This is a genomic window from Neorhizobium galegae (assembly GCF_017877135.1).
Taxonomy (GTDB): Bacteria; Pseudomonadota; Alphaproteobacteria; order Rhizobiales; family Rhizobiaceae; genus Neorhizobium; species Neorhizobium galegae_A.
The window spans coordinates 314,890-334,986 of record NZ_JAGIPH010000006.1 but is presented as its reverse complement, the minus strand read 5'-3'; the positions used below and the strand labels follow the sequence as shown (position 1 = coordinate 334,986).

General features: G+C 63.0%; 16 protein-coding genes and 1 pseudogene. 13 read left to right on the top strand and 4 right to left on the bottom strand.

All coding sequences use genetic code 11. The features are described from left to right. Positions 1 to 128: 128 nt before the first annotated feature. A pseudogene (locus J2858_RS18575) lies at positions 129 to 317 on the top strand (cyclase family protein); the annotation flags it as partial. A 60-nt stretch (positions 318 to 377) separates the two neighbouring features. Here J2858_RS18575 and J2858_RS18570 read toward each other — a convergent pair. After that, positions 378 to 1,415, bottom strand: coding sequence for a dipeptidase (locus J2858_RS18570; RefSeq protein WP_210106320.1), 1,038 nt, complete (start codon positions 1,413 to 1,415; stop codon positions 378 to 380). A 208-nt stretch (positions 1,416 to 1,623) separates the two neighbouring features. Between J2858_RS18570 and J2858_RS18565 the strand changes: the two genes are divergently transcribed. From J2858_RS18565 to J2858_RS18535, 7 genes are all read left to right on the top strand, one after another. Continuing rightward, positions 1,624 to 3,222: an ABC transporter substrate-binding protein gene (locus J2858_RS18565; RefSeq protein WP_210106319.1), complete on the top strand. Its 1,599-nt coding sequence runs from the start codon at positions 1,624 to 1,626 to the stop codon at positions 3,220 to 3,222. Then, positions 3,219 to 4,232, top strand: coding sequence for an ABC transporter permease (locus J2858_RS18560; protein ID WP_210106318.1), 1,014 nt, complete (start codon positions 3,219 to 3,221; stop codon positions 4,230 to 4,232). Before J2858_RS18565 ends, J2858_RS18560 begins: the two co-directional genes overlap by 4 nt. Then, positions 4,229 to 5,131: an ABC transporter permease gene (locus tag J2858_RS18555; RefSeq protein WP_210106348.1), complete on the top strand. Its 903-nt coding sequence runs from the start codon at positions 4,229 to 4,231 to the stop codon at positions 5,129 to 5,131. Before J2858_RS18560 ends, J2858_RS18555 begins: the two co-directional genes overlap by 4 nt. Before the next feature lie 4 nt (positions 5,132 to 5,135). Further along, the gene (locus tag J2858_RS18550; RefSeq protein ID WP_210106317.1) at positions 5,136 to 5,963 is read left to right on the top strand and encodes an ABC transporter ATP-binding protein; all 828 of its coding nucleotides are present in this window, start codon (positions 5,136 to 5,138) and stop codon (positions 5,961 to 5,963) included. Next, on the top strand, positions 5,960 to 6,703 hold the full coding sequence (locus tag J2858_RS18545) for an ABC transporter ATP-binding protein (RefSeq protein ID WP_210106316.1): 744 nt from the start codon (positions 5,960 to 5,962) through the stop codon (positions 6,701 to 6,703). Before J2858_RS18550 ends, J2858_RS18545 begins: the two co-directional genes overlap by 4 nt. 59 nt (positions 6,704 to 6,762) lie before the next feature. Continuing rightward, positions 6,763 to 8,268, top strand: a complete 1,506-nt coding sequence (locus J2858_RS18540) for a serine hydrolase domain-containing protein (RefSeq protein ID WP_210106315.1) — start codon at positions 6,763 to 6,765, stop codon at positions 8,266 to 8,268. A 62-nt stretch (positions 8,269 to 8,330) separates the two neighbouring features. Further along, positions 8,331 to 9,215: a LysR family transcriptional regulator gene (locus J2858_RS18535; protein ID WP_210106314.1), complete on the top strand. Its 885-nt coding sequence runs from the start codon at positions 8,331 to 8,333 to the stop codon at positions 9,213 to 9,215. Positions 9,216 to 9,222: 7 nt separating this feature from the next. On the opposite strand, the gene J2858_RS18530 is transcribed toward J2858_RS18535, so the two are convergent. The 3 genes from J2858_RS18530 to J2858_RS18520 form a co-directional block, all read right to left on the bottom strand. Continuing rightward, complete coding sequence (locus tag J2858_RS18530; RefSeq protein WP_432443377.1) at positions 9,223 to 10,101, bottom strand: D-amino-acid transaminase; 879 nt, start codon at positions 10,099 to 10,101, stop codon at positions 9,223 to 9,225. Between the two features lie 8 nt (positions 10,102 to 10,109). Next, the gene (locus J2858_RS18525) at positions 10,110 to 11,156 is read right to left on the bottom strand and encodes a P1 family peptidase (protein WP_210106312.1); all 1,047 of its coding nucleotides are present in this window, start codon (positions 11,154 to 11,156) and stop codon (positions 10,110 to 10,112) included. A 121-nt stretch (positions 11,157 to 11,277) separates the two neighbouring features. After that, a complete protein-coding gene (locus J2858_RS18520; protein ID WP_210106311.1) occupies positions 11,278 to 13,644 on the bottom strand; it encodes a helix-turn-helix transcriptional regulator in 2,367 nt (788 codons plus the stop codon). 137 nt (positions 13,645 to 13,781) lie between these two features. Here J2858_RS18520 and J2858_RS18515 point away from each other — a divergent pair, with 137 nt between their 5' ends. Genes J2858_RS18515 through J2858_RS18495 form a run of 5 tightly spaced genes read left to right on the top strand, consistent with a single transcriptional unit; the run spans position 13,782 to position 20,028 of the window. Then, the gene (locus J2858_RS18515; protein WP_210106310.1) at positions 13,782 to 14,810 is read left to right on the top strand and encodes an ABC transporter permease; all 1,029 of its coding nucleotides are present in this window, start codon (positions 13,782 to 13,784) and stop codon (positions 14,808 to 14,810) included. Then, positions 14,810 to 15,691 (top strand): ABC transporter permease, encoded by an 882-nt coding sequence (locus J2858_RS18510; protein ID WP_142880652.1) that lies wholly within the window; start codon positions 14,810 to 14,812, stop codon positions 15,689 to 15,691. Before J2858_RS18515 ends, J2858_RS18510 begins: the two co-directional genes overlap by 1 nt. 2 nt (positions 15,692 to 15,693) lie before the next feature. Further along, positions 15,694 to 17,340 (top strand): ATP-binding cassette domain-containing protein, encoded by a 1,647-nt coding sequence (locus J2858_RS18505; RefSeq protein WP_210106347.1) that lies wholly within the window; start codon positions 15,694 to 15,696, stop codon positions 17,338 to 17,340. 17 nt (positions 17,341 to 17,357) lie between these two features. Beyond that, positions 17,358 to 18,914: a hydantoinase/oxoprolinase N-terminal domain-containing protein gene (locus J2858_RS18500; RefSeq protein WP_210106309.1), complete on the top strand. Its 1,557-nt coding sequence runs from the start codon at positions 17,358 to 17,360 to the stop codon at positions 18,912 to 18,914. After that, entirely contained in the window at positions 18,907 to 20,028 is a 1,122-nt protein-coding gene (locus tag J2858_RS18495; protein WP_142880649.1) for a DUF917 domain-containing protein, read from the top strand. Before J2858_RS18500 ends, J2858_RS18495 begins: the two co-directional genes overlap by 8 nt. Positions 20,029 to 20,097: the final 69 nt, after the last annotated feature.

Sequence of the window (20,097 nt, the reverse complement as noted above, 5' to 3'; positions counted from 1 at the left end):
TGCGATGCCTTCATCCTCTTCCGTTCCTTTCCCAGCCAGGAAAATGCACCGGAAAACTCTAGCCAAAAATGGTCCAGTTTGAAGGGGTCAGATCAGGTTCAGATCAAACCGTCGAACGCTTCGCCGCGACCGGCAATGCAGGCTTGATCTGGGAAGGCCACAAGGCCGGCCGCGACGGCATCTTCCTGCACATGGAGAAACTGGCGAGACTCGAAGAACTCCCTGCCCGCGGCTTCACCGTCTCCTGCCTGCCGGTGAAAATCAAGGGCGGCTCGGCCGGCTGGTGCCGGGCGGTGGCAATGTTTCCGGGTGATTAGGGGCCGAACCAATGTGTCATAACCAGAAGGTGACAATCGCCCTCCGGAACATGATGGCAATCACCCACCCCAGCTGCGCTCGAGGACGGAGATCCAGTTCTCGTGGGCGATCTTTTTCAGCTCCTGATCACCAAACCCGTGGCGACGGAGGGCTTCCACCAGACGCGGCAGGCCGGTCACGTCCTTCATGTCCGCCGGGATGGTCGTGCCGTCGAAATCGGAGCCGAGTGCCACGTGGTCGATCCCGATGCGGTCCGCCACATAGGCGGCGTGACGCACAAGCAGGTCGAGACTGGTATTGGCGTCCTTGATGCCGTCATCGCGCAGGAAGAGAACACCGAAATTGATGCCGACCAGGCCGCCCGTGTCCCTGATGGCATCGAGCTGGCGATCCGTCAGGTTGCGGCTGTGCTGGCAGAGCGCATGGACATTTGAATGGGACGCAACGAGCGGCGCGTCGGAGATCTTGGCGATCTCCCAGAAACCCGCTTCGTTCATGTGCGACAGATCGATCATGATCTTCAGTTCATTGCAGGCGCGGATAAGGTCTCGGCCGGCCTCGGTCAGGCCGGGGCCGATATCCGGCGAGGATGGATACCGGAAGGGCACGCCATAGGCGAACACGTTCGGGCGGCTCCAGACCGGGCCGAGCGTGCGAAGGCCTGCCTGGTGGAGAACGTAGAGCGCGTCGAGATCCGCCGCGATCGCTTCGGCCCCCTCGATATGGAAGACGGCGGCAAAACTGCCGATCTCCATCGACCGGCGGATGTCGGCGGCGCTGCGGCATAGGGTAACGGCACCCTGGGAGCGGGCCTCGATATCAAACAGCAGGCGCGCCATGGCGAGTGTTTCATTGAGCGCATCGGGCTGATCCGGCGTCGGGAAGTCACCATTCGCAGCCTTGGCCGTGCCCGGCGAGGGCACGTAGATCGCGCAAAGCCCACCGGCAAGACCACCCGTCCTTGCCCGTGGCAGGTCGATGTGGCCTGCCTCCTCGCCGTCCAGAAAACGTTCCGCCGGATCCTCTCCACCGCTGCGTCTCAAGCGCAGAAGTACATCGTTGTGGCCATCGAAAACGGGAACTGGAGGGGTGAGCATAACGTCAAACAGCCTCTGCGCGCATGGTGTGTGCGGACGTTAGTAGGCAGCCGGTGCACCCGCCGCAAATGCAAACCGCGCATAACCCGTTCGAAAAATGGAATTGGTCGCTCGAAAAGACGCCTGATATGAGGCTTGCATCATTTTTCAGCAAAGTCCGGGAAAGTCCGGGATTGCGAACATCTGGTCGTTCAAGGGGAATTTCATAATGGTATCCAGACGCAATTTTCTGATCGGCAGTGCTGCCCTGCCCTTCCTGTCCTATATCCAACTGGCGGACACGGCATTCGCGGCAACGCCCAAGGATATCCTGGTCGTTGCCCAGCAGCTCGACAACATGACGAGCCTTGATCCGCATGAGGGCTTTGAGGCCGTCGGCGGCGAGATGATCAGCAACATGTACCAGAAGCTGGTGCGCGCCAGTAACGACAATCCCGATCAGGTCGTCCCCGTCGTCGCAGCCTCCTGGGAAGCGGATGCCGACAGCAAGGTTTTCACCTTCAAGCTCTCCGACCAGAAGTTCTCCTCCGGCGCGGATGTCACGGCGGAAGACGTTGCCTTCTCGCTGCAGCGCGCCATCAAGATGAACAAGAGCCCGGCGTTCATCATCAACCAGTTCGGCTTCACGGCAGAGAATGTCGAATCCCTGATCGTTGCCAAGGATGCCAAGACCGTCACGCTGACCACCGAAAATCCGACCTCCATCTCCTTCCTGCTGTTCTGCCTGTCGGCAAACATCGGCGCGATCGTCGAAAAGAAGGTGGTGCTGGCGAACGAGGTCAACGGCGACCTCGGCAATGCCTGGCTGCAGAAGAACAGCGCCGGTTCCGGTCCGTTCATGCTGCAGGCGTGGAAGGCGTCCGAAAGCATTTCTCTGCAGCTCAACCCGCATGGTCCCTACAAGGGCAACCTGAAGCGCGTCATCGTCCGCCACGTGGTTGATCCGTCCTCCCAGCTTCTGATGCTGCAGAAGGGTGACGTCGATATCGCGCGTGACCTGACGACCGAACAGTTGAAGGCGGCCCAGAACGACAAGGACATCACGCTCGTTCAAAAGCAGATTGCGTCGCTTGTCCTGATCTCCCTCAATCAGTCGCATCCGAACCTTGCCAAGCCGCAGGTCTGGAAGGCCGTCAAGTGGGCGCTCGATTACGAAGGCATGCAGAAGAATATCGTGCCGCTGAGCCACGTCGTTCACCAGAGCATGGAGCCTTTGGGCTTCCCGGGCACGGTGAAGGATATCCCCTACAAGCGGGATGTGGACAAGGCCAAGGCGCTGATGGCGGAAGCCGGCCTCGCGGACGGGTTCGACATTGCGCTCGATCATTATGCCGCCCAGCCCTATCCCGACCTTGCGCAGGCCATCCAGGCCAATCTCGGCGAAATCGGCATCCGGGTGAAGCTGCAATCGGCGGAAAACCGCCAGGTTCTCACCAAGATGCGCGGGCGCCAGCATGAGATGGCGCTGTCTGCCTGGGGGACCGATTACTTCGACCCGAATTCGAATGCGGAAGTCTTCTGCATCAACAAGGACAATTCGGAAAACGCCAAGAAGAAGCCCTTCGCATGGCGCTCCTCCTTCAAGGACGACGCTCTGACCGCCAAGGCCGAAGCCGCGCGCGACGAGAAGGATCCGGCCAAGCGCATCGCTCTTTACGAAGAGCTGCAGCGGGAATTCATGGAGAACAGCCCGTTCGCCATCATGTTCCAGACCACCAAGACCGCGGCTTGCCGTACCGGCGTGGAAGGCTTCCGTCTGGGCGTTCTGTCCGAAGGCAATAGCTATCTGGAGACCAAAAAGGCTTGAAGAACCGTCTTAAGTCCTTTTCCGCCATGCTGAGCAGCGTCGTCCTGACGCTGTTCGGCCTCACGGTTCTTACCTTCCTCATCGGCCGGGTCATGCCGGTCGATCCGGTCATTGCCGCCGTCGGCGACAATGCGCCGGAGGATGTCATCCTGCGTGTCCGCGCCGAAATGGGGCTCGACCAGCCCCTTCCGGTGCAGTTCCTGCATTACCTCAGCCAGCTTCTGCACGGCGATTTCGGCATGTCGGTGCTCACCAAGAACCCGGTCGCGACCGATATTGCCCGCTTCTTCCCGGCGACCTTCGAACTGGCCACCGCAGCCCTGCTGCTGGCCACGCTCGTCGGCATTCCGCTCGGGGTGTGGGCGGCCGTACGGCAAGGCTCGTTCACCGATCAGGCAATCCGCGTCCTGTGCCTGGCAGGTCATTCGGTGCCGGTCTTCATGCTGTCGATGATCTCGCTTCTGATCTTCTATTCGGCCCTTGGCATCGCGCCGGGACCTGGACGTCAGGACATCATCTATGACGGCATGATCCCGACGGTCACCGGCCTGATGTCCGTCGATACCCTGTTTGCGGGCGATCTCGACGCCTTTTGGGATGCCTTGGCGCATATGGCCCAGCCGGTCATCATTCTTGCCTATTTCTCCATGGCCTATATTGCCCGGATGACGCGCGCCTTCATGATCGACGCGCTGAAGGGCGAATATGTCATTACCGCCCGCGCCAAGGGGTTGTCCGGCCTCAAGGTCGTCTGGAGCCATGCGTTTCCGACCGTTGCCGTCCAGCTCATCACCGTTCTGGCGCTCACCTATGCCGGCCTGCTCGAAGGCGCCGTCGTCACGGAAACGGTCTTCTCGTGGCCGGGCATCGGGCAGTATCTGACGACATCGCTGATGAACGCCGACATGAACCCCGTCATCGGCTCGACCCTTCTCGTCGGCCTGATCTATGTCGGGCTCAACCTGTTTGCAGACATTCTCTACCGTCTGCTCGATCCGAGGGTGCAATAATGGCGTCCGCTTTCCGTACCTGGGCGCTGAGCGAAATGCCCTCCTCGCGCCGGCAGGCCACCTGGGGCAACCGCTACCGGGCCTGGCTGAACCTCAAGGGCAATCCGCTCGGCATGATCGGGCTCACCATCATTGCGATCTTCGTGCTGATGGCGATCTTTGCGCCGGTGCTTTCGACCCACAATCCCGCCACGCAGGACCTGGCAAACCGGCTTGCGACACCCGGTGCCGCGCATTGGCTGGGCACGGATGAACTCGGCCGCGATGTCTACAGCCGCATTCTCTACGGCGCCCGTGTCACGCTCGGCATGGTCATCGCCGTCGTTGTGCTCGTTGCCCCGCTCGGTCTCGCCATCGGCTGCATTGCCGGCTATTTCGGCGGCATCATCGACACGATCCTGATGCGCCTTACAGATATCTTTCTGGCCTTTCCCCGCCTCGTTCTGGCGCTCGCCTTCGTCGCGGCATTGAAGCCCGGCATCGAAAGCGCAGTCCTTGCCATCGCGCTCACCGCATGGCCGCCTTATGCCCGTATGGCGCGTGCCGAAACACTGACGGTGCGCGGCAGCGACTTTATTGCCGCCTATCGGCTGACCGGTGCATCCTCCTGGCGGATCATCTTCCGCCACATCGCGCCGCTCTGCACGCCGAGCCTGATCGTGCGCGTGACGCTGGACATGAGCTCGATCATCATCACCGCGGCATCCCTCGGCTTTCTCGGCATGGGCGCGCAGCCGCCCTCGCCGGAATGGGGCGCGATGATTGCCACCGCCAAGCGATTTATGTTCGAGCAGTGGTGGGTGCCGATGATCCCGGCCATTGCGATCCTGCTCGTGTCACTGGCCTTCAACTTCCTCGGCGACGCACTGCGCGACGTCCTCGATCCGAAGGGGAACTAAGCCGGTGCTCGTCGACATCCAGAACCTCCATATCGGCTTTGAGAGCCGCACCGGCTTCACGCCTGCCGTCAAGGGCGTCTCCTTGACGCTCGGCACGGAAAAGCTCGGCATCGTCGGCGAAAGTGGCTCGGGCAAAAGCCTGACCGCTCGCGCCCTGATGAAGCTTTTGCCGAAGCAGACGCGCATTTCTGCGGACGCCCTGACCTTCGACGGCATCGACATCATGTCCGCCAGCGAAAGAGAGATGCGCCAGATCCGCGGCAAGCGGGCGGGCTTCATCCTGCAGGATCCGAAATATTCGCTCAACCCGGTCAAGACCATCGGCAGCCAGGTGGCGGAAGCCTGGCGTACCCACAAGGGCGGCAGCAAACGACAGGCGGCGGAAGCAGCGGTCATGCTTCTGGAACAGGTGAAGATCCGCGATCCGAAAAAGGTGGCGGCCTCCTACCCGCACCAGGTATCCGGCGGCATGGGCCAGCGCGTCATGATCGCGATGATGCTTGCACCGGATCCGGAACTGCTGATCGCGGACGAGCCCACCAGCGCCCTCGACGCCACCGTTCAGGCAGAAATCCTGCGGCTGATCGAGGAACTGGTCTCGGAACGCGGGATGGGCCTGCTGCTCATCAGCCACGACCTGCCGCTGGTTTCGCATTTCTGCGACCGGGTTGCCGTGATGTATGCCGGGCGCGTGATGGAGGAGGTGAAAGCCTCCGAACTCCTGTCCGCGCAGCATCCCTATACGCGGGGGCTTTTGAACTGCATGCCGTCGCTCCTTCATCCGAAGGACCGTCTGCCGGTGCTCACCCGTGATCCGGAGTGGCTGAAATGACTATTGAGATCGAGAACCTCAGCATCAGTTTCGGCGACAGGCAAGTCGTCAAGGGCGTGACTTTTCAGGTCGCCCAGGGCACGAGCTTCGGCATCGTCGGCGAAAGCGGCTCCGGCAAGTCGACCGTGCTGCGCGCCATGGCCGGCCTCAACACCGACTGGTCGGGACGCATCGCATTTTCCGGAGAAGCGGCACCGCTTAAACGGCCGCCGGCATTTTTCCGCAAGGTGCAGATGGTGTTCCAGGATCCGTACGGCTCGCTGCATCCGCGGCAGACCATTGACCGCATTCTGTCGGAACTGCCGCTTGTCCATGGCATGAAGGACATCGATAGCCGGATTGCCAAGGTTCTGTCCGCGGTCGCCCTGCCGCAATCGGCGCGTTTCCGCTTTCCGCACCAGCTCTCCGGCGGCCAGCGCCAGCGCGTGGCCATTGCCCGCGCCCTGATTGCCGATCCGCAGGTGCTGCTGCTCGACGAACCGACCAGTGCGCTCGACGTCTCCGTGCAGGCGGAAATCCTCAATCTTCTCGCGGATCTGAGGGTTGAGCGGAACCTGACCTATGTGATGGTGAGCCACAATCTCAGCGTCATCGCGCATCTCTGCTCGCATGTCGGCGTCATGATCGATGGCCATATGGTCGAGCAGGTGACGGCTGAGGATCTGCGTCTCGGACAGGTCGAGCATCCGCACACACGCGAACTCAGAAGCCTGAGCGTCGAACTCGAAGAACCGGCCTGACCTTTCTTAAGGTTCTGGCGGACCCAGGTCCGGATTTCGGGGGATTATTGGAGAAGTGCATGTCGATCACGGCCCATTGGGAAGCGGCGCAAGCCGTCGCGCAAAAATTCGCAGCCGGCTGGGGCGCTGACCAGCCGGGCGGCGCCGTGATCGGCTTTGATGAAAGCGGCCTCCGTTTCACTGAGGCCGGCGGCGTCGAAAGTCTTTCGACCATGGCGCCGTTCAGCGCCGACAGCGTGGTGCGTTACGCCTCCGTCACCAAACATGCCTTCTGCACCATGGTGCTGTCGCATCCGGACGTGATCTCCCTGAATGATACGCTCGGCGCGCATCTTCCGGAGCTTCAGGAACCCCTGGCGAGCGTTACCGTGGGCCGCGCGCTCGACATGAGCGGCGGGCTTCCCGATACGCGCGAATGCCTGTCGCTGCTGGGGCTTTCCGTCTACACAGAGACGAAGGCCGGCCCTTTGCTGGAGTTCCTCGCCCGCCAGACGCGCCTCAATTACGAGGCAGGCACCGAGGTCTCCTACTCGAACACCGGTTACCGCCTCGTCGAAGCGGCGCTTGAACGGAAAGGGCTGTTCTTTCGCGACTTCATCCGCTCTGCAGGCGGACAGGAAATCGTCCTCGATGCGCCGGATGGGTGGAATGATGCCGTCGCAGGTCTTGTACCGGGATACTGGCATGACGGTGAGAAATGGCAGCTTTCCGCAGCCGGCCTGCATATCTCCGCCTCCGGCAGCATGACGGGCAGTGCAAAGAGCCTTGCCGACTGGCTACACCTTCTGCTCTCCGACGAAGCGCCCTTTACCGGAATGCTCGATCGCCTGGCGGCGCCGCGTCCGCTGTCGGACGGCAGAGAGAGCGGTTATGGCCTTGGGCTTCGCCGCACGCTGCTCGGCGGTCGCGAATTCACCGGCCATGGCGGTTCGCATCCCGGCTACAAGAGCTATTTCCTCATCGATCGCGACAGCAAGAGCGGCTTCGTCATCGTGTCGAACCGGGAAGACACCAACGGCAACAAGATCGCCCAGGAGGCGATGGCCGCGCTGCTCAACCTTCCCCTGCCCCTCCCCTCGGCGTCGCTCGCGGATGGTCTCTATGTCCCGGAGACGGGACCCTTCTGGCTGGAGGTCAAGGGTTCCACCCTGACCTGGCTCGATGCTGATGAGACCGTTTACGAGGATGAAGGCGGCTTCGTTTCGACCTTTTCCGCCTCCTCCCCTCTGCGGCTGGCGATGGAGGGCGAGGCCATTGTCGGCGAGATCGGTCACGCCGCCCGCCGCCTCCACCCGGCCGTCGATACGGGCGTACCCGCCTCTCTTGATGGTCAATGGCGTTCAGAGGAAGGCGCATGTTTCGATATTGATGGCGGAGATTTGGTGATGGGTGTCGGCCCCGTCCGTCATCGGATGCCACTTGCAGCACTTGGAGGCGGTCGTTTCCTGTTCACGCTGCGGGACGGTCCCTGGACGAAGCGTGTCTGCCTCCATCTCCTGTCGGATAATCGCCTCGAACTCGTCCTGTCGCGGGCACGCATGATCGAGTATCGCCGCGCTGGCTGATTGCATTTTTCCGCTATTCGGACCAAGGAAAAACGTCCGTCCGTTTTTCCGTGAGGTTTGCTGTGGAAGTCAAATGGCTTGAAGATTTCCTGGCCCTCGCCCAGACGCTGAATTTTTCCAAGGCTGCGGAAGAGCGCCACGTCACACAGTCGGCCTTCAGCCGCCGGATCCGGCAGCTGGAAGCCTGGGTCGGCACAAGCCTCATCGATCGCGCCACCTATCCGTCGCGGCTGACCGATGCCGGCGAACGTTTTGTGCCGATTGCCGAGCAGACCCTTCAGGGTCTCTATCAGGCACGGCGCAATCTCCAGCACGAGGAAGGCGACAACGCCCGCACGATCACCTTCACGGCCCTGCACACGCTGTCGTTCACCTTCTTTCCCGATTGGCTGAACGACCTCAATGCCAAGCTCGGCCCCATCGTTTCGCATATGCGGCCCGATTCCGGCAGCATGGAGGAAAACCTCAATTCTCTGATCGACGGGGATTCCGATTTCCTGCTGACCTATCAGAACCCGCATGTGCCGATGCTGCTCGGCCTGCAGTTCGAGCACCATCGGCTGGGCGCAGAAACCATCATCCCGGTGAGTGCCCCGGACGAGAACGGGCAGCCCCGGCACCGCATCGCGCCGGGTTTTGCCCATGTCAGCTATCAGAAGATCTCGTTCTTCGGCCAGTTGATCGCCGGTGCGATGGCCGATCGGCTGCCGGTGGAAAACCGCGTCCACGTCGGCAGCATGTCGGTCGGCCTGAAGGGCATGGTCATGGCCGGCTGGGGGCTTTCCTGGATCCCGGAAAGCCTGGTTGCCACCGAGCTTTCCGATGGCCGGCTGGTGAGGGCAGCAGAGCCTGACTGGGATATCGATGTCGAAATCCGGCTTTATCGTTCGCGCGAAAACCGGCGACCGATCGTCAAGCGCACCTGGAACGTGCTGACCTCCGCTTAAGGCCTCATCAAACCGCAGTGCGCCGGGCGTTCTCCATATAGAGCGTGCGCAAACGCTTGAACATCGGACCGGCCTTGCCGTCGCCGACGGGCTTGCCGTCGATCGAGGTGATCGGCACGATGAAGTTCGAGGCACTGGTGAGGCAGGCTTCCTGCGCCGACATGGCTTCGTCCACCGAGAACGGACGCTCCTCGATCGTTAGGCCCTGCTCGCGGGCAAGATCGAGGATCGCAAGCCGTGTGCAGCCGGGCAGCGTCGCGTGACCATTGCCGCGCGTGACGATCTTGTCGTCATGGGTGATGATATAGGCCGTCGAGGACGCACCCTCCGTCACATAGCCATCCTCGACCATCCACGCCTCGTCGCAACCCTCGGCCTTGGCGATGCGCTTGGCCAGAACCTGCGGCAGGAGACAGACGCTCTTGATGTCGCGGCGCTCCCAGCGCTGGTCCGCAACGATCTTGACCTTCAGGCCCTTTTCGACAGCCGCCACATGTTCGAGCGTCTTTGCCTGGGTGAAGAGAAGAAGTGTCGGCGCGAGGTCTTCCGAATAGAGGAAATTGCGATCCTCGGCGCCGCGCGTGTACTGGAGATAGACGACACCCTCGGTCAGCGCGTTTTCCGCAACGAGCCGCTTTTCGATCGCGACGATCTCGTCGGTCGAAATGGGCAATGTGCCGCCGATTTCCCGCACGCTGCGCTCCAGGCGCGCCATGTGCAGCGGACTATCGATCAGCTTGCCATCGAGAACCGCCGTGACCTCGTAGATGCCGTCGCCAAAGAGAAAACCTCGATCGAAGATCGAGATATGCGCTTCGTTTTCGGGCAGGAAGGCACCATTGAGATAAACGATGCGGGGTGTTGCGGCAGGCATGGAAACTCCGATTGAAGGCATTAGAGGCGCTTGAGAGCGTCGAGGGAAATCGCTTGAATGGTCGACGGCTTGCCGGTTGCGGCATTGTAGCCATGGGTGGTCGTTGCCATCGTCAAGGAGTTGAGGATGGCCTCCTCGCTTGCCTCTATGACGGCTTCAAAGAGGGGTGAGACGACGTCGTTGGAGAGAACCGGGTAGGCGGCCAGCGCCTTGCGGCGCTCCGGCGTGCGGCGCACCTCCTCGGCCGTGGAGAAGGCAAGCGCATAATCGCCGGAACCGCTGCTGAGGGCAGCACCCGTGCGGGCAAGACCGCCAAAACAGCGTTCGGCAAGACGTTTGAGGTTGCGCGCGCAGAGCGGCGCATCGGTTGCGACGACCATGACGATCGAGCCATCCTTGTCATGGCCTTCCGCCTCGTAGGGTCGCCCGTCCACGCGCAGCCGGCCACCATAATTCGACTGGACGAGCACGCCGACCGTATAACGGACCCCGGCGACCGACAGGATGCGCGAACTGGTGCCGATGCCGCCTTTGAGACCGAAGGCAACCGTTCCGGTTCCTGCACCGACGGCCCCCTCCTCCACCGGACCGGTTTTGGCGCAAGACAGTGCCTGAAGCATTTCCTCCACGTCCGGACGCGCCGCGCGGATGTCATTGAGCCGCGAGTCGTTGGTCTCGCCGACCACCGCATTGACGGAGACGACCCGTTCATTCCCCACCTGCCCCAGCGTGTGGCGATTGATGGCCTCGATCGCGCGCCCGACTGCCAGCGTATTGGTCAGCAGGATCGGCGTTTCGATCTCGCCAAGTTCGGCGATCTGCGTCGATCCGGCGAACTTGCCGAAACCATTGAAAACAGCCAGTGCCGCCGGCACCTTGTCCTGAAACAGATTGCCGGCATGGGGCAGGATGGCGGTGGCACCTGTCCGTGTCCGGTTTCCGTCCACGCAGGTGACATGGCCAACGGCAACGCCCTTCACATCCGTGATGGCGTTCAACGCGCCCGTTTCATGATGCCCGACGGATAATCCAAGGGAACGCACACGCGCTCGAACTTCGTAACTCATTGAACTCGCTCTGGATCAAGGTGTCGGCACGCTACTTCAAACAAGGCGCAATCGACATGCTAAAAACGGAATAGTTTGAGACCGGCTTTGCAACGGGCAGCACCGACGCCTGCTTTGCAGCCTAGCTGATGATCCAGCCCAGTGCGGTTGCAGCGCTCAAGGCTTCCGAACGGCGGTTGCAGCCCAGTTTGCGATAGAGGTTACCGAGATGGTATTTCACGGTGACTTCGGAAATGTTCAGCGTTGCGGCAATCTGCTTGTTGGAGAGGCCCGCCGCCGCCAGTTGCAGCATCTGCGCCTCCCTCTGGGACAGGCCGCCCTTCAGCGCGCGGGCATGCGGCGAATTCAGCGAAGAGCTGAAGATCGACAGCGAACGCCGGACACTGACGGATTTCTCGATAAAACTCCGGAGCAGCCTGTTTTCCAGAAGCGGCGAGAGGAACAGCCGTTCTTCCGACAAAACCCCGTGGCAGCCTAGGCGATTGGCGCTTTCCAGTGCCGATAGAAGGTGGCCGCGGGCAAGAGCCGTCTCCCGGCGCTGATGTGCCGCGTAGCTCAGCCAGATTGCGAGGGCTACGCGCTCGCGATGGGTGACTTTCGGATTGGCCATCAGGGCTTCCAGCTGCCGTGCAAGATAAGGTCGGGGCGTGGAAAGATGGACGGCTTCACGAAGCCAGGCCATCACATAGGCAATCTCGTCGCGGCGCGTAAGGCGCGACAGATCGTCCACGGCACTGTCGATCCAGTGTTTGCCCATGGGCATGCGGATGGCAGTGAGTGCGGCGGCCGCTTCTCGCCAGCGCCCGGCATTCTGATAGGCGATAGCGGTGCGGATTTCCATCATGGCATGAAACTGCAGACCGTCCGACAGATGGATCCAGAGGCCGTCCAGGAAGCCCGGGCGCACGCCCATCGGGAAATGGTCGATCAGCGCCTGGGAGGCATAATGCAGGGCGAACTGCATCAGGCTCGGCCAGATCTCGGCGGCAGCGAAATCCTCGAACTCGGCCTGCACAAACTGCAAAAGGGCTCGATGACGTCCCGCCTCGTAATCGATACATGCCTCGGCAAGGCGCAGCATGCGAAATTCCGCGCCCGCCGGATGCGGCACCTGTTCAAGACGCGCGCGGGCGTCCTGCACGGCCTTGCGGGCCAGAAGCACATCGCCCCCCATCAGCCGCAGCACGGTCTGGTGGAGGTGAATGAAGAATTCCAGAAGCGGCTGGCCGCCCATCTTCTTCAGATAGATCAGCGCCCGCGCCGCGGCGGCTTCGGCCTCGCGGAAATTGCGGCGGCGGATCTCGAACTCCAGAATTGAATTGTAATAGGACGCCCATTTCCCGTGTTCGCCGGGGGGATAATCCGCCATGAACTCGGCCAGCCGCTCGAAGATGGCATCGTTCGGGGTCAGGTCCTCCGAGATCATCAGGTTAAGGCGAAAGGTGCGCGCGCCAAACGAGAAGCGCGATCCCTTCACCAGCACCTTCATGGGGTCGAGGAAGTCGAGGCCCAGATGTTTCGACAGGAGATGGCGCACGCGATGAAGTTCGCCCTGCTTCATCAGCGCCCGGCAGATGGCAAACAGAATGGTCTCGTTCTCGGCCACCATCTCGTGCGAGAACCGCACGATGGTTTCCTGGAACGCCGCAACGCTGCTGCGATAGATCAGATCGCGCCCCTGCGCCCGTTCCAGAATGGCGGCCGCCTGCACCTCCAGACCATGGTCCAGCAGCAGGTTCATGGCGGCAAGCACCTGCCCGGACTGTTCGAGCGTGGAGGCGATATCTTTGAGGGCGGCGGGGCTCACATAGGCCGCAAGGCTCTCCCCGCTTGCCCGCCGCAGGGCCTCGATGAGCACAGGGTAGCGATCCGGTTCAGCAAGGAGACGCGGTGGCAGCAGGGTGGCAGCGATCGCCGGTACCGGCTGGTCGAGTGCCTTCAGCCACAGTGCGAGCGCCGCCATGTCGCCCGGCGTCAGATGGTCGAACAGCGCTTCCCGGCAATAGTCGACAAGGCTTTCTGCTTGATCCGCGGCACAGGCGGCCAGCCGCAGAAAGGCCGGCCAGCCGCCATAGGTTTCAATCGCGGCCCGCGCGGTATCGGGTGGCAGTGAAGCGAGATCGCTCTGATGAAAGGAGAGGTCTTCCGCAGAAAGGACAAGGCTGCCGTCATGCAGACGTGTCCGCGCCAGCCCGGTGACCTTCTGCTGCGGCCGGCAGGCGATGACGATCCGCTCGGCGTTGTCGATGACGGCGTCGGAAAGCCTGAGCGACCGGGCCTTGCGCGGCAGGTCCCAGAACAGCATGCCGCCCTCGAGATCCGCCTGCTGCGGATGGAGCGCGGTGCAGACGCGTGCCCCGGCATGCTCCGCCAGTTGCCGGAGCAGCACGCTCTTTCCCGCGCCCGCCCCCGCCTGGAGAAGGAGGACGCGGTGATTGCCGTCTGCCATCAGACGGCGAAGGCGGGGCCTGTCGAGAAGCATGTCCATGGCAAGGGGATAGGGTATCTGAAAGGCAAAACCTATACCTTTCGAGCAAAAAACTATACCAGGCCGCGCTTGTTCGTGGGAAGGCCACAGGAGAGATTGCCGGCGCATGTTTCCTTGCAAGGGGATCTTTCACGACGATGCGGCATCACCCGTTGACAGCGATTCTGGCCCGGCTCGGCACCTTCCTGCTGGTGATGGTGGTGCTGTCCCTGATGATCTTCACGCTTGCACGCGTCGTGCCCGGCGATCCGGCCCGCATGGCGCTCGGACCGGCGGCGACGCCGGAACAGGTGCAGGCGCTGCGCCTGCAGATGGGGCTCGATCAGCCGATTGTCGTGCAGTATCTCGCTTACATCACCAAGGCGCTGCACGGCGATCTCGGCACCTCGCTCGTCTCGCAGCGCCCCGTGACGACCGATCTTGCCCAGACGGTGCCGGCGACGGTGGAGCTCGTTCTCGTCTCCGTCGTCTTCATGTTTCTCGTCGCCATTCCGCTCGGCGTGATCACCGCCCATTACCGCGACCGCGCGCTGGACCATGGGGGTCGCATCCTGTCGCTGACGGGGGTGACGATCCCGAGCTTCCTCTTCGCCATCACCCTGCAATTGTTGGCGGCGCGGGTGCCGGGCGGCTGGCCAATCATCGGGCGCCTTGATCACGGGCTTGGCTGGCAGGGCGGCCCGACCGGCTTCCTGATCCTCGACGGCCTTCTTGCCGGGCGGCTCGATGTCGTCGGCAGCGCGCTGCAGCACATCGCGCTCCCCGCCTTTGCGCTGTCGATGGCCGGCATCGGCCAGATCACCCGCATCACCCGCTCCTCGATGATCGAGAACCAGCGCAAGGACCATGTGCTCACGCTGCAGAGCTTCGGCGTGCCTGAGCGCGTCATCATCTTCCGCTATCTGCTGAAGCTCTCCTCCATCGCGCCGCTCACCATCATGGGGCTCGAATTCGCCTCGCTGATCGGCAATGCCTTCGTCATCGAGATGATCTTCGCCTGGGGCGGCTTTGCCTCCTACGGCCTCAACGCCATCCTGCAGAAGGATCTCAACGCGGTCACCGCCGTGGTGCTGGTGGCGGGCCTGTTCTTCATCGTCGCGAACCTTGTCGTCGACGTCCTGATTTCCATCATCGATCCGCGCATGCGCCGCAAGGAGGCACTCTGATGGCCGACATCAAGATGTTGGACCCGGCCGACCGTGGCCTGAGCGCCGGTTACATGATGTGGTACCGCTTCAGCCGCAATCCGGCTGCGGTCATCGGCACGCTGATCCTCCTGTCGGTCGTCATTCTCGCGGTCTTTGCGCCGTGGCTCACGCCCTATCCGAAGCATGTCGGCAGCATCGTCGATTTCAAGGCGCGGCATCTGCCGCCGGATGCCGGGCACTGGTTCGGCACCGACAAGGCCGGCCGCGACATCTTCTCGCGCACCGTCTTCGGCCTTCGGGTCTCGCTGCTGCTCGTTCTCGGCGTGCTCGGCATTTCCGTGCCCGTCGGCACCGTGCTCGGCCTGATCGCCGGCTATGTCGGCGGCTGGACCGAGCGGCTGATCAGCGGGCTCACCAATGTGATGCTCGCCATGCCGCCGCTCGTGATGGCGCTTGCCGTCTCGAACCTGCTCGAACCGACGCTGATGAATGCGATGATCGCCATCACGCTGCTCTGGTGGACCTGGCATGCGCGGCTCATCTATTCGGTGTCGAAGTCGATCGCCTCGGAAGACTATATCGAGGCGGCGCGGTTGGCCGGCGCCGGCCCCTTCCACATCCTCTTCCGGGAAATCCTGCCCAATTGCGTCGCCGTCATTTCCGTCAAGACAACGCTCGATGCCGCCTTCGTCATCCTGTTCGGCGCAACGCTGAGCTTCCTCGGATTCGGCGTGAAGCCGCCGACGCCCGATCTCGGCTCGATGGTGGCGGACGGACGCCAGTTCATGCCGGATTTCTGGTGGGAGGTTCTCTGCCCGGGGGCAGCGGTGCTTTACGTCACTCTCGGCTTCAACCTGCTGGGCGACGGCCTGCGCGACATGTTCGACGTGGAGGGCTGATGATGCGCGACACTCTTCTCAGCGTCGAAAACCTCTCCGTCGACTTCACCTCCTATGGCCGCACGCGCCAGGTGCTGCGCGATGTCAGCTTCTCGGTTGCCGCCGGCGAACGCGTCGCCCTGATCGGCGAGACGGGCTCCGGCAAGTCGGTCACCGCCAAGGCGATCATCGGCACGCTGCCGCGCAATGCGACCATCCGCACAGGCCGAATCCTTGTCGAAGGCCGCAATGTGCTGGACCTGCCGCGCGCCGGGCGCGAGGCGCTCAAGGGCACGGCCTTCTCGCTGATCATGCAGGACCCGCTCTCCTCCTTCAATCCGGTGTTCCGCATCGGCACCCATCTCGACGACGTGATGCGCTTTGCCGACCGTCGCAACGGCATCGCGACGTCGCGCGCCGAACGCCGCAGCCGCATTGCCGCCGTGCTGCGCCGGGTGCAGCTTGCCGATGCCGAGCGGGTGATGAATGCCTATCCGTTCGAGCTCTCGGGCGGCATGCGCCAGCGCGTGCTGATCGGCCTTGCCTTGCTGCACCAGCCGAAACTTCTGATCGCCGATGAACCGGGAACCGCGCTCGATGTCACCACGCAGGACGAGATCCTCAACCTGATCAACAGCCTGGTCAGCGAAGAAAACATGGCGCTGCTGATGATCACCCACAATCTCGGCGTGGTCCGCAAGGTCTCCGACCGCGTGGTGGTGATGCATCACGGCGATATTGTCGAGACAGGCCCGTGCCGGACGATCCTGAGCGAACCGGCAAAGGACTATACCCGCGCGCTGCTCGATGCCGTGCCGGCCCTCTACGGACCCCGCGTCATCGACATGGCCCAGAGCGACCGCGCGCCGATCGTCCGCATCAGCAACCTTAACAAGATCTATGGCCGCCGCAACGGCTATCACGCGGTGCGCGACGTGAACCTCACCTTGCGTGAGGGCGAGATTTTCGGGCTCGCCGGCGAATCCGGCTCGGGCAAGACGACGGTCGCGCGGATGATCATGGGGCTTCTGCGGCCGACCTCCGGCGAACTGCTGATCGATGCGCCGGCGCCGGCAAAAGGCCGCCGCCTGACCCAGATCGTCTACCAGAACCCCGGCACCTCGCTCAATCCGAAGCGCACCGTGCGCCAGACGCTGACCCTGCCGCTGAAATCGATCGGCATGCAGGGGGATGCGCGGGAAGCGCGCCTGGTCGAGCTGATGAGCCTGGTACGGCTGCCGCAATCCTATCTCGGCAAGTATCCGCACGAACTCTCCGGTGGCCAGAAGCAGCGCGTGGCGATTGCCCGCGCGCTTGCGGCCGAGCCAAAAATCCTGATCCTCGACGAACCGACCGCAGCCCTTGACGTCTCGGTGCAGAAGACGGTGATCGAGCTTCTGGTGCAGCTGCGCGAGGAACTGGGGCTCACCTATCTGATGATCAGCCACGACCTGTCGCTGATGCGCAATTTCTGCTCGCGCATCGCCGTCATGCTGCGCGGCGAGATCGTCGAGGAGGGCGCGACGCCGGCGGTGTTCGTCGCCCCCTCCCATCCCTACACCCGGGCGCTGATTGCCGCCATTCCCGTCGTTTCCGACGTGGAAGAGCGCGAAAAGCCCGTCGTGACCGAAGAGGAACGCATGCGCTTCCTCGTCAAATCAACAGACTGACGCAAGAGGAGCCTCACGTGTATCGCGTAGGGATCGACGTCGGCGGCACCAATACGGATGCCGTCATATTGCAGGACAAGACGGTTCTGGCCGGGGTGAAGGCCTCGACCACGGAAGACGTGACGACGGGCGTCATCGAGGCACTGGAGAACGTGATCGCGGCTTCCGGCATCGACCGCAAGGCGATTGCCGCCGTGATGATCGGTACCACGCATTTCACCAATGCGGTGATCGAGCGCCGCCACATGGATGAAGTTGCCGCCATCCGGCTCGGCCTGCCATCCGGCGCCGGCCTGCCGCCAATGGTCGACTGGCCAGACGATATCCGCGAGATCGTCGGCAACCATGGCTATCAGGTGAAGGGCGGCTACGAGTTCGACGGCCGCATCCTCTCGCCGCTCGATGAGGATGAGATCGTCCGCATTGCCGGCGAGATCCGGGCCAAGGGCCTGAAGGCGGCGGCCGTCACCTGCGTCTTCAGCGGCATCAACGATGCCATGGAGCTGCGCACGCGCGAGCTTCTTTATCGTCACTGCCCCGGCGTGCCGGTGGTGATGTCGAAGGATATCGGCCGTCACGGGCTTCTGGCGCGCGAAAGTGCGGCCATCATGAATGCCAGCCTGCTCTCGCTTGCCGATCGCACGGTTGCCGCCTTCCAGAAGGCGTTGGTTCAGGCGGGCCTCACCTGCCCCTTCTACATCACGCAGAACGACGGCACGCTGATGGCGGCCGACGTGGTGCGTGCCTTCCCGGTGCTGACCTTCGCCTCCGGCCCGACGAATTCCATGCGGGGAGCTGCCTTCCTCACCGGTCTGAAGGACGCCGTGGTGGTGGATGTCGGCGGCACCACCACCGATGTCGGCTCGCTCTCGCACGGCTTTCCGCGGCAGGCCTCGACCACCGTCGATATCGGCGGCGTGAAGACCAATTTCCGCATGCCGGACGTTTTCTCCATCGGCCTCGGCGGCGGTTCGCTGGTCGTGAACGGCGAGAAGGGAATTTCGATCGGCCCGAAATCCGTCGGCTACCGCGTGCGCCGCGAGGCCTTGTGCTTCGGCGGCTCTACGCTGACGGCAACCGATATCGCCGTTGCGGCCGGCAAGGCGGATGTCGGTGACAAGGCGCTGGTCGACAGCCTCGCCGCTCCCCTGGTCGAGGCAGCCGTTGCCCGTATCAATGCCATGCTCGAAGCCTGCGTGGAGCGCAGCCGCATTTCGTCTACCCCGGTGCCGGTCATTGCCGTCGGCGGCGGCTCGATCCTGATGCCGGACCGGATCGGCGAGCTGGAGGTCCTGCGGCCTGACAATTTCGCGGTCGCAAATGCGGTCGGCGCCGCGATCGCCCAGATCAGCGGCGAGACGGACCGTGTCTTTTCCCTGATCGACGGCAAGACGCGAGAAGCCGCGCTTGCCGAGGCGGAGGCCGAAGCGCGCGACAAGGCGATCGCCGCCGGTGCCATCCCCGAAACGCTCGAAGTCATCGAGCGGGAGGATACGCCACTCGCCTACCTGCCGGGCAACGCCACCCGCATTCACGTCAAGGTCGTCGGAGAAATGGGAGCCTATCATGGCTGAAAGCCGCAAACGCAAATATGACGAGGCCGCCCTGCGCACCCTGACGCGCGATGACCTGGAAGCGCTGGAAATCGGCGCCGGCATTTTGGGCACCGGCGGCGGCGGCAATCCCTACCAGGGCAAGCTTCTGGCGCTCGAAGCGCTGAAGGCCGGCTACGAGATGAAGATCCTCGCGACCGATGCCATCGAGGCGGATGCGCTGTGCATGTCGATCGGCGGCATCGGCGCACCGGTCGTCGGCGTCGAGCGCATCCGCGAGGGCCGCGAGGGTCTGCGCTGCCTCACCGCCATGGAGGAACTGATCCGCACGCCGGTCGATGCCATTGTCTGCGAGGAGATCGGCGGCGCCAATTCCATGAGCCCGCTGGTGACGGCAGCACTCGGCGGCCTGCCGATCCTCGATTGCGACGGCATGGGCCGCGCCTTCCCGGAAATGCAGATGACCACCTTCTCGATCTACGGCCATAGCTCGACGCCGTCCGTGATGTGCGACCTGCACGGCAATGCGGTGATCTTCAGCCATGCGGTCTCCGAAGTCTGGCACGAGCGCATGGCGCGCGCCTGCGTCGTCGCCCAGGGCGGCGGGGCGATGCTGGCGACGGCGCCCATGCAGGCGCATTTCGTCCACCAGTTCGCCATTCCGCGCAGCTACACCAAGGCGATCGCGCTCGGCGAGGCCGTCATCCGCGCCCGTCGCCAGCAGGAAGATCCGATCGCGGCCGTCTGCGATCTCGAAGGCGGGCGCCGCATCTTCAACGGCAAGATCACGGATCTGAAGCGCCATCTGCGCGGCGGCTTTGCGGTCGGCGATCTGGAGCTTGCAGGCTTTGACGGCTGGACCGGCGAAACCGCAAGCGTCGCGATCCAGAACGAATTCCTGATCTTCCGCCGCAATGGCGTGGTCGAGGTGACGGTGCCCGATCTGATCGTGCTGCTCGATGTCGATACCGGCTATCCGATCACCACCGAAATGCTGCGCTACGGCCAGCGCGTCGCGGTGATTGCGATCCCCTGCCACGACCTGCTGCGCTCGGCAGCCGCGCTCGAGGTCGTGGGGCCTTCAGCCTTCGGCTATCCGGACATCGCCTTCTCACCGCTGCCCAAGGCGGCCTGAGCCTTTTAGCGTCCTATCCGCAAACAACAGGCGGGACAGGTCCCGCCGCATAAAAGAGGAGAACTTCCA

What these genes read in the sequence shown, in the direction of transcription:
- J2858_RS18510 (WP_142880652.1), top strand. Translation starts at nt 14,810, where the DNA reads ATGGCCGACATCAAGATGTTGGACCCGGCCGACCGTGGCCTGAGCGCC.
- J2858_RS18495 (WP_142880649.1), top strand. Translation starts at nt 18,907, where the DNA reads ATGGCTGAAAGCCGCAAACGCAAATATGACGAGGCCGCCCTGCGCACC.
- J2858_RS18565 (WP_210106319.1), top strand. Translation starts at nt 1,624, where the DNA reads ATGGTATCCAGACGCAATTTTCTGATCGGCAGTGCTGCCCTGCCCTTC.
- J2858_RS18540 (WP_210106315.1), top strand. Translation starts at nt 6,763, where the DNA reads ATGTCGATCACGGCCCATTGGGAAGCGGCGCAAGCCGTCGCGCAAAAA.
- J2858_RS18515 (WP_210106310.1), top strand. Translation starts at nt 13,782, where the DNA reads ATGCGGCATCACCCGTTGACAGCGATTCTGGCCCGGCTCGGCACCTTC.
- J2858_RS18525 (WP_210106312.1), bottom strand. Translation starts at nt 11,156, where the DNA reads ATGAGTTACGAAGTTCGAGCGCGTGTGCGTTCCCTTGGATTATCCGTC.
- J2858_RS18505 (WP_210106347.1), top strand. Translation starts at nt 15,694, where the DNA reads ATGCGCGACACTCTTCTCAGCGTCGAAAACCTCTCCGTCGACTTCACC.
- J2858_RS18520 (WP_210106311.1), bottom strand. Translation starts at nt 13,644, where the DNA reads ATGGACATGCTTCTCGACAGGCCCCGCCTTCGCCGTCTGATGGCAGAC.
- J2858_RS18570 (WP_210106320.1), bottom strand. Translation starts at nt 1,415, where the DNA reads ATGCTCACCCCTCCAGTTCCCGTTTTCGATGGCCACAACGATGTACTT.
- J2858_RS18545 (WP_210106316.1), top strand. Translation starts at nt 5,960, where the DNA reads ATGACTATTGAGATCGAGAACCTCAGCATCAGTTTCGGCGACAGGCAA.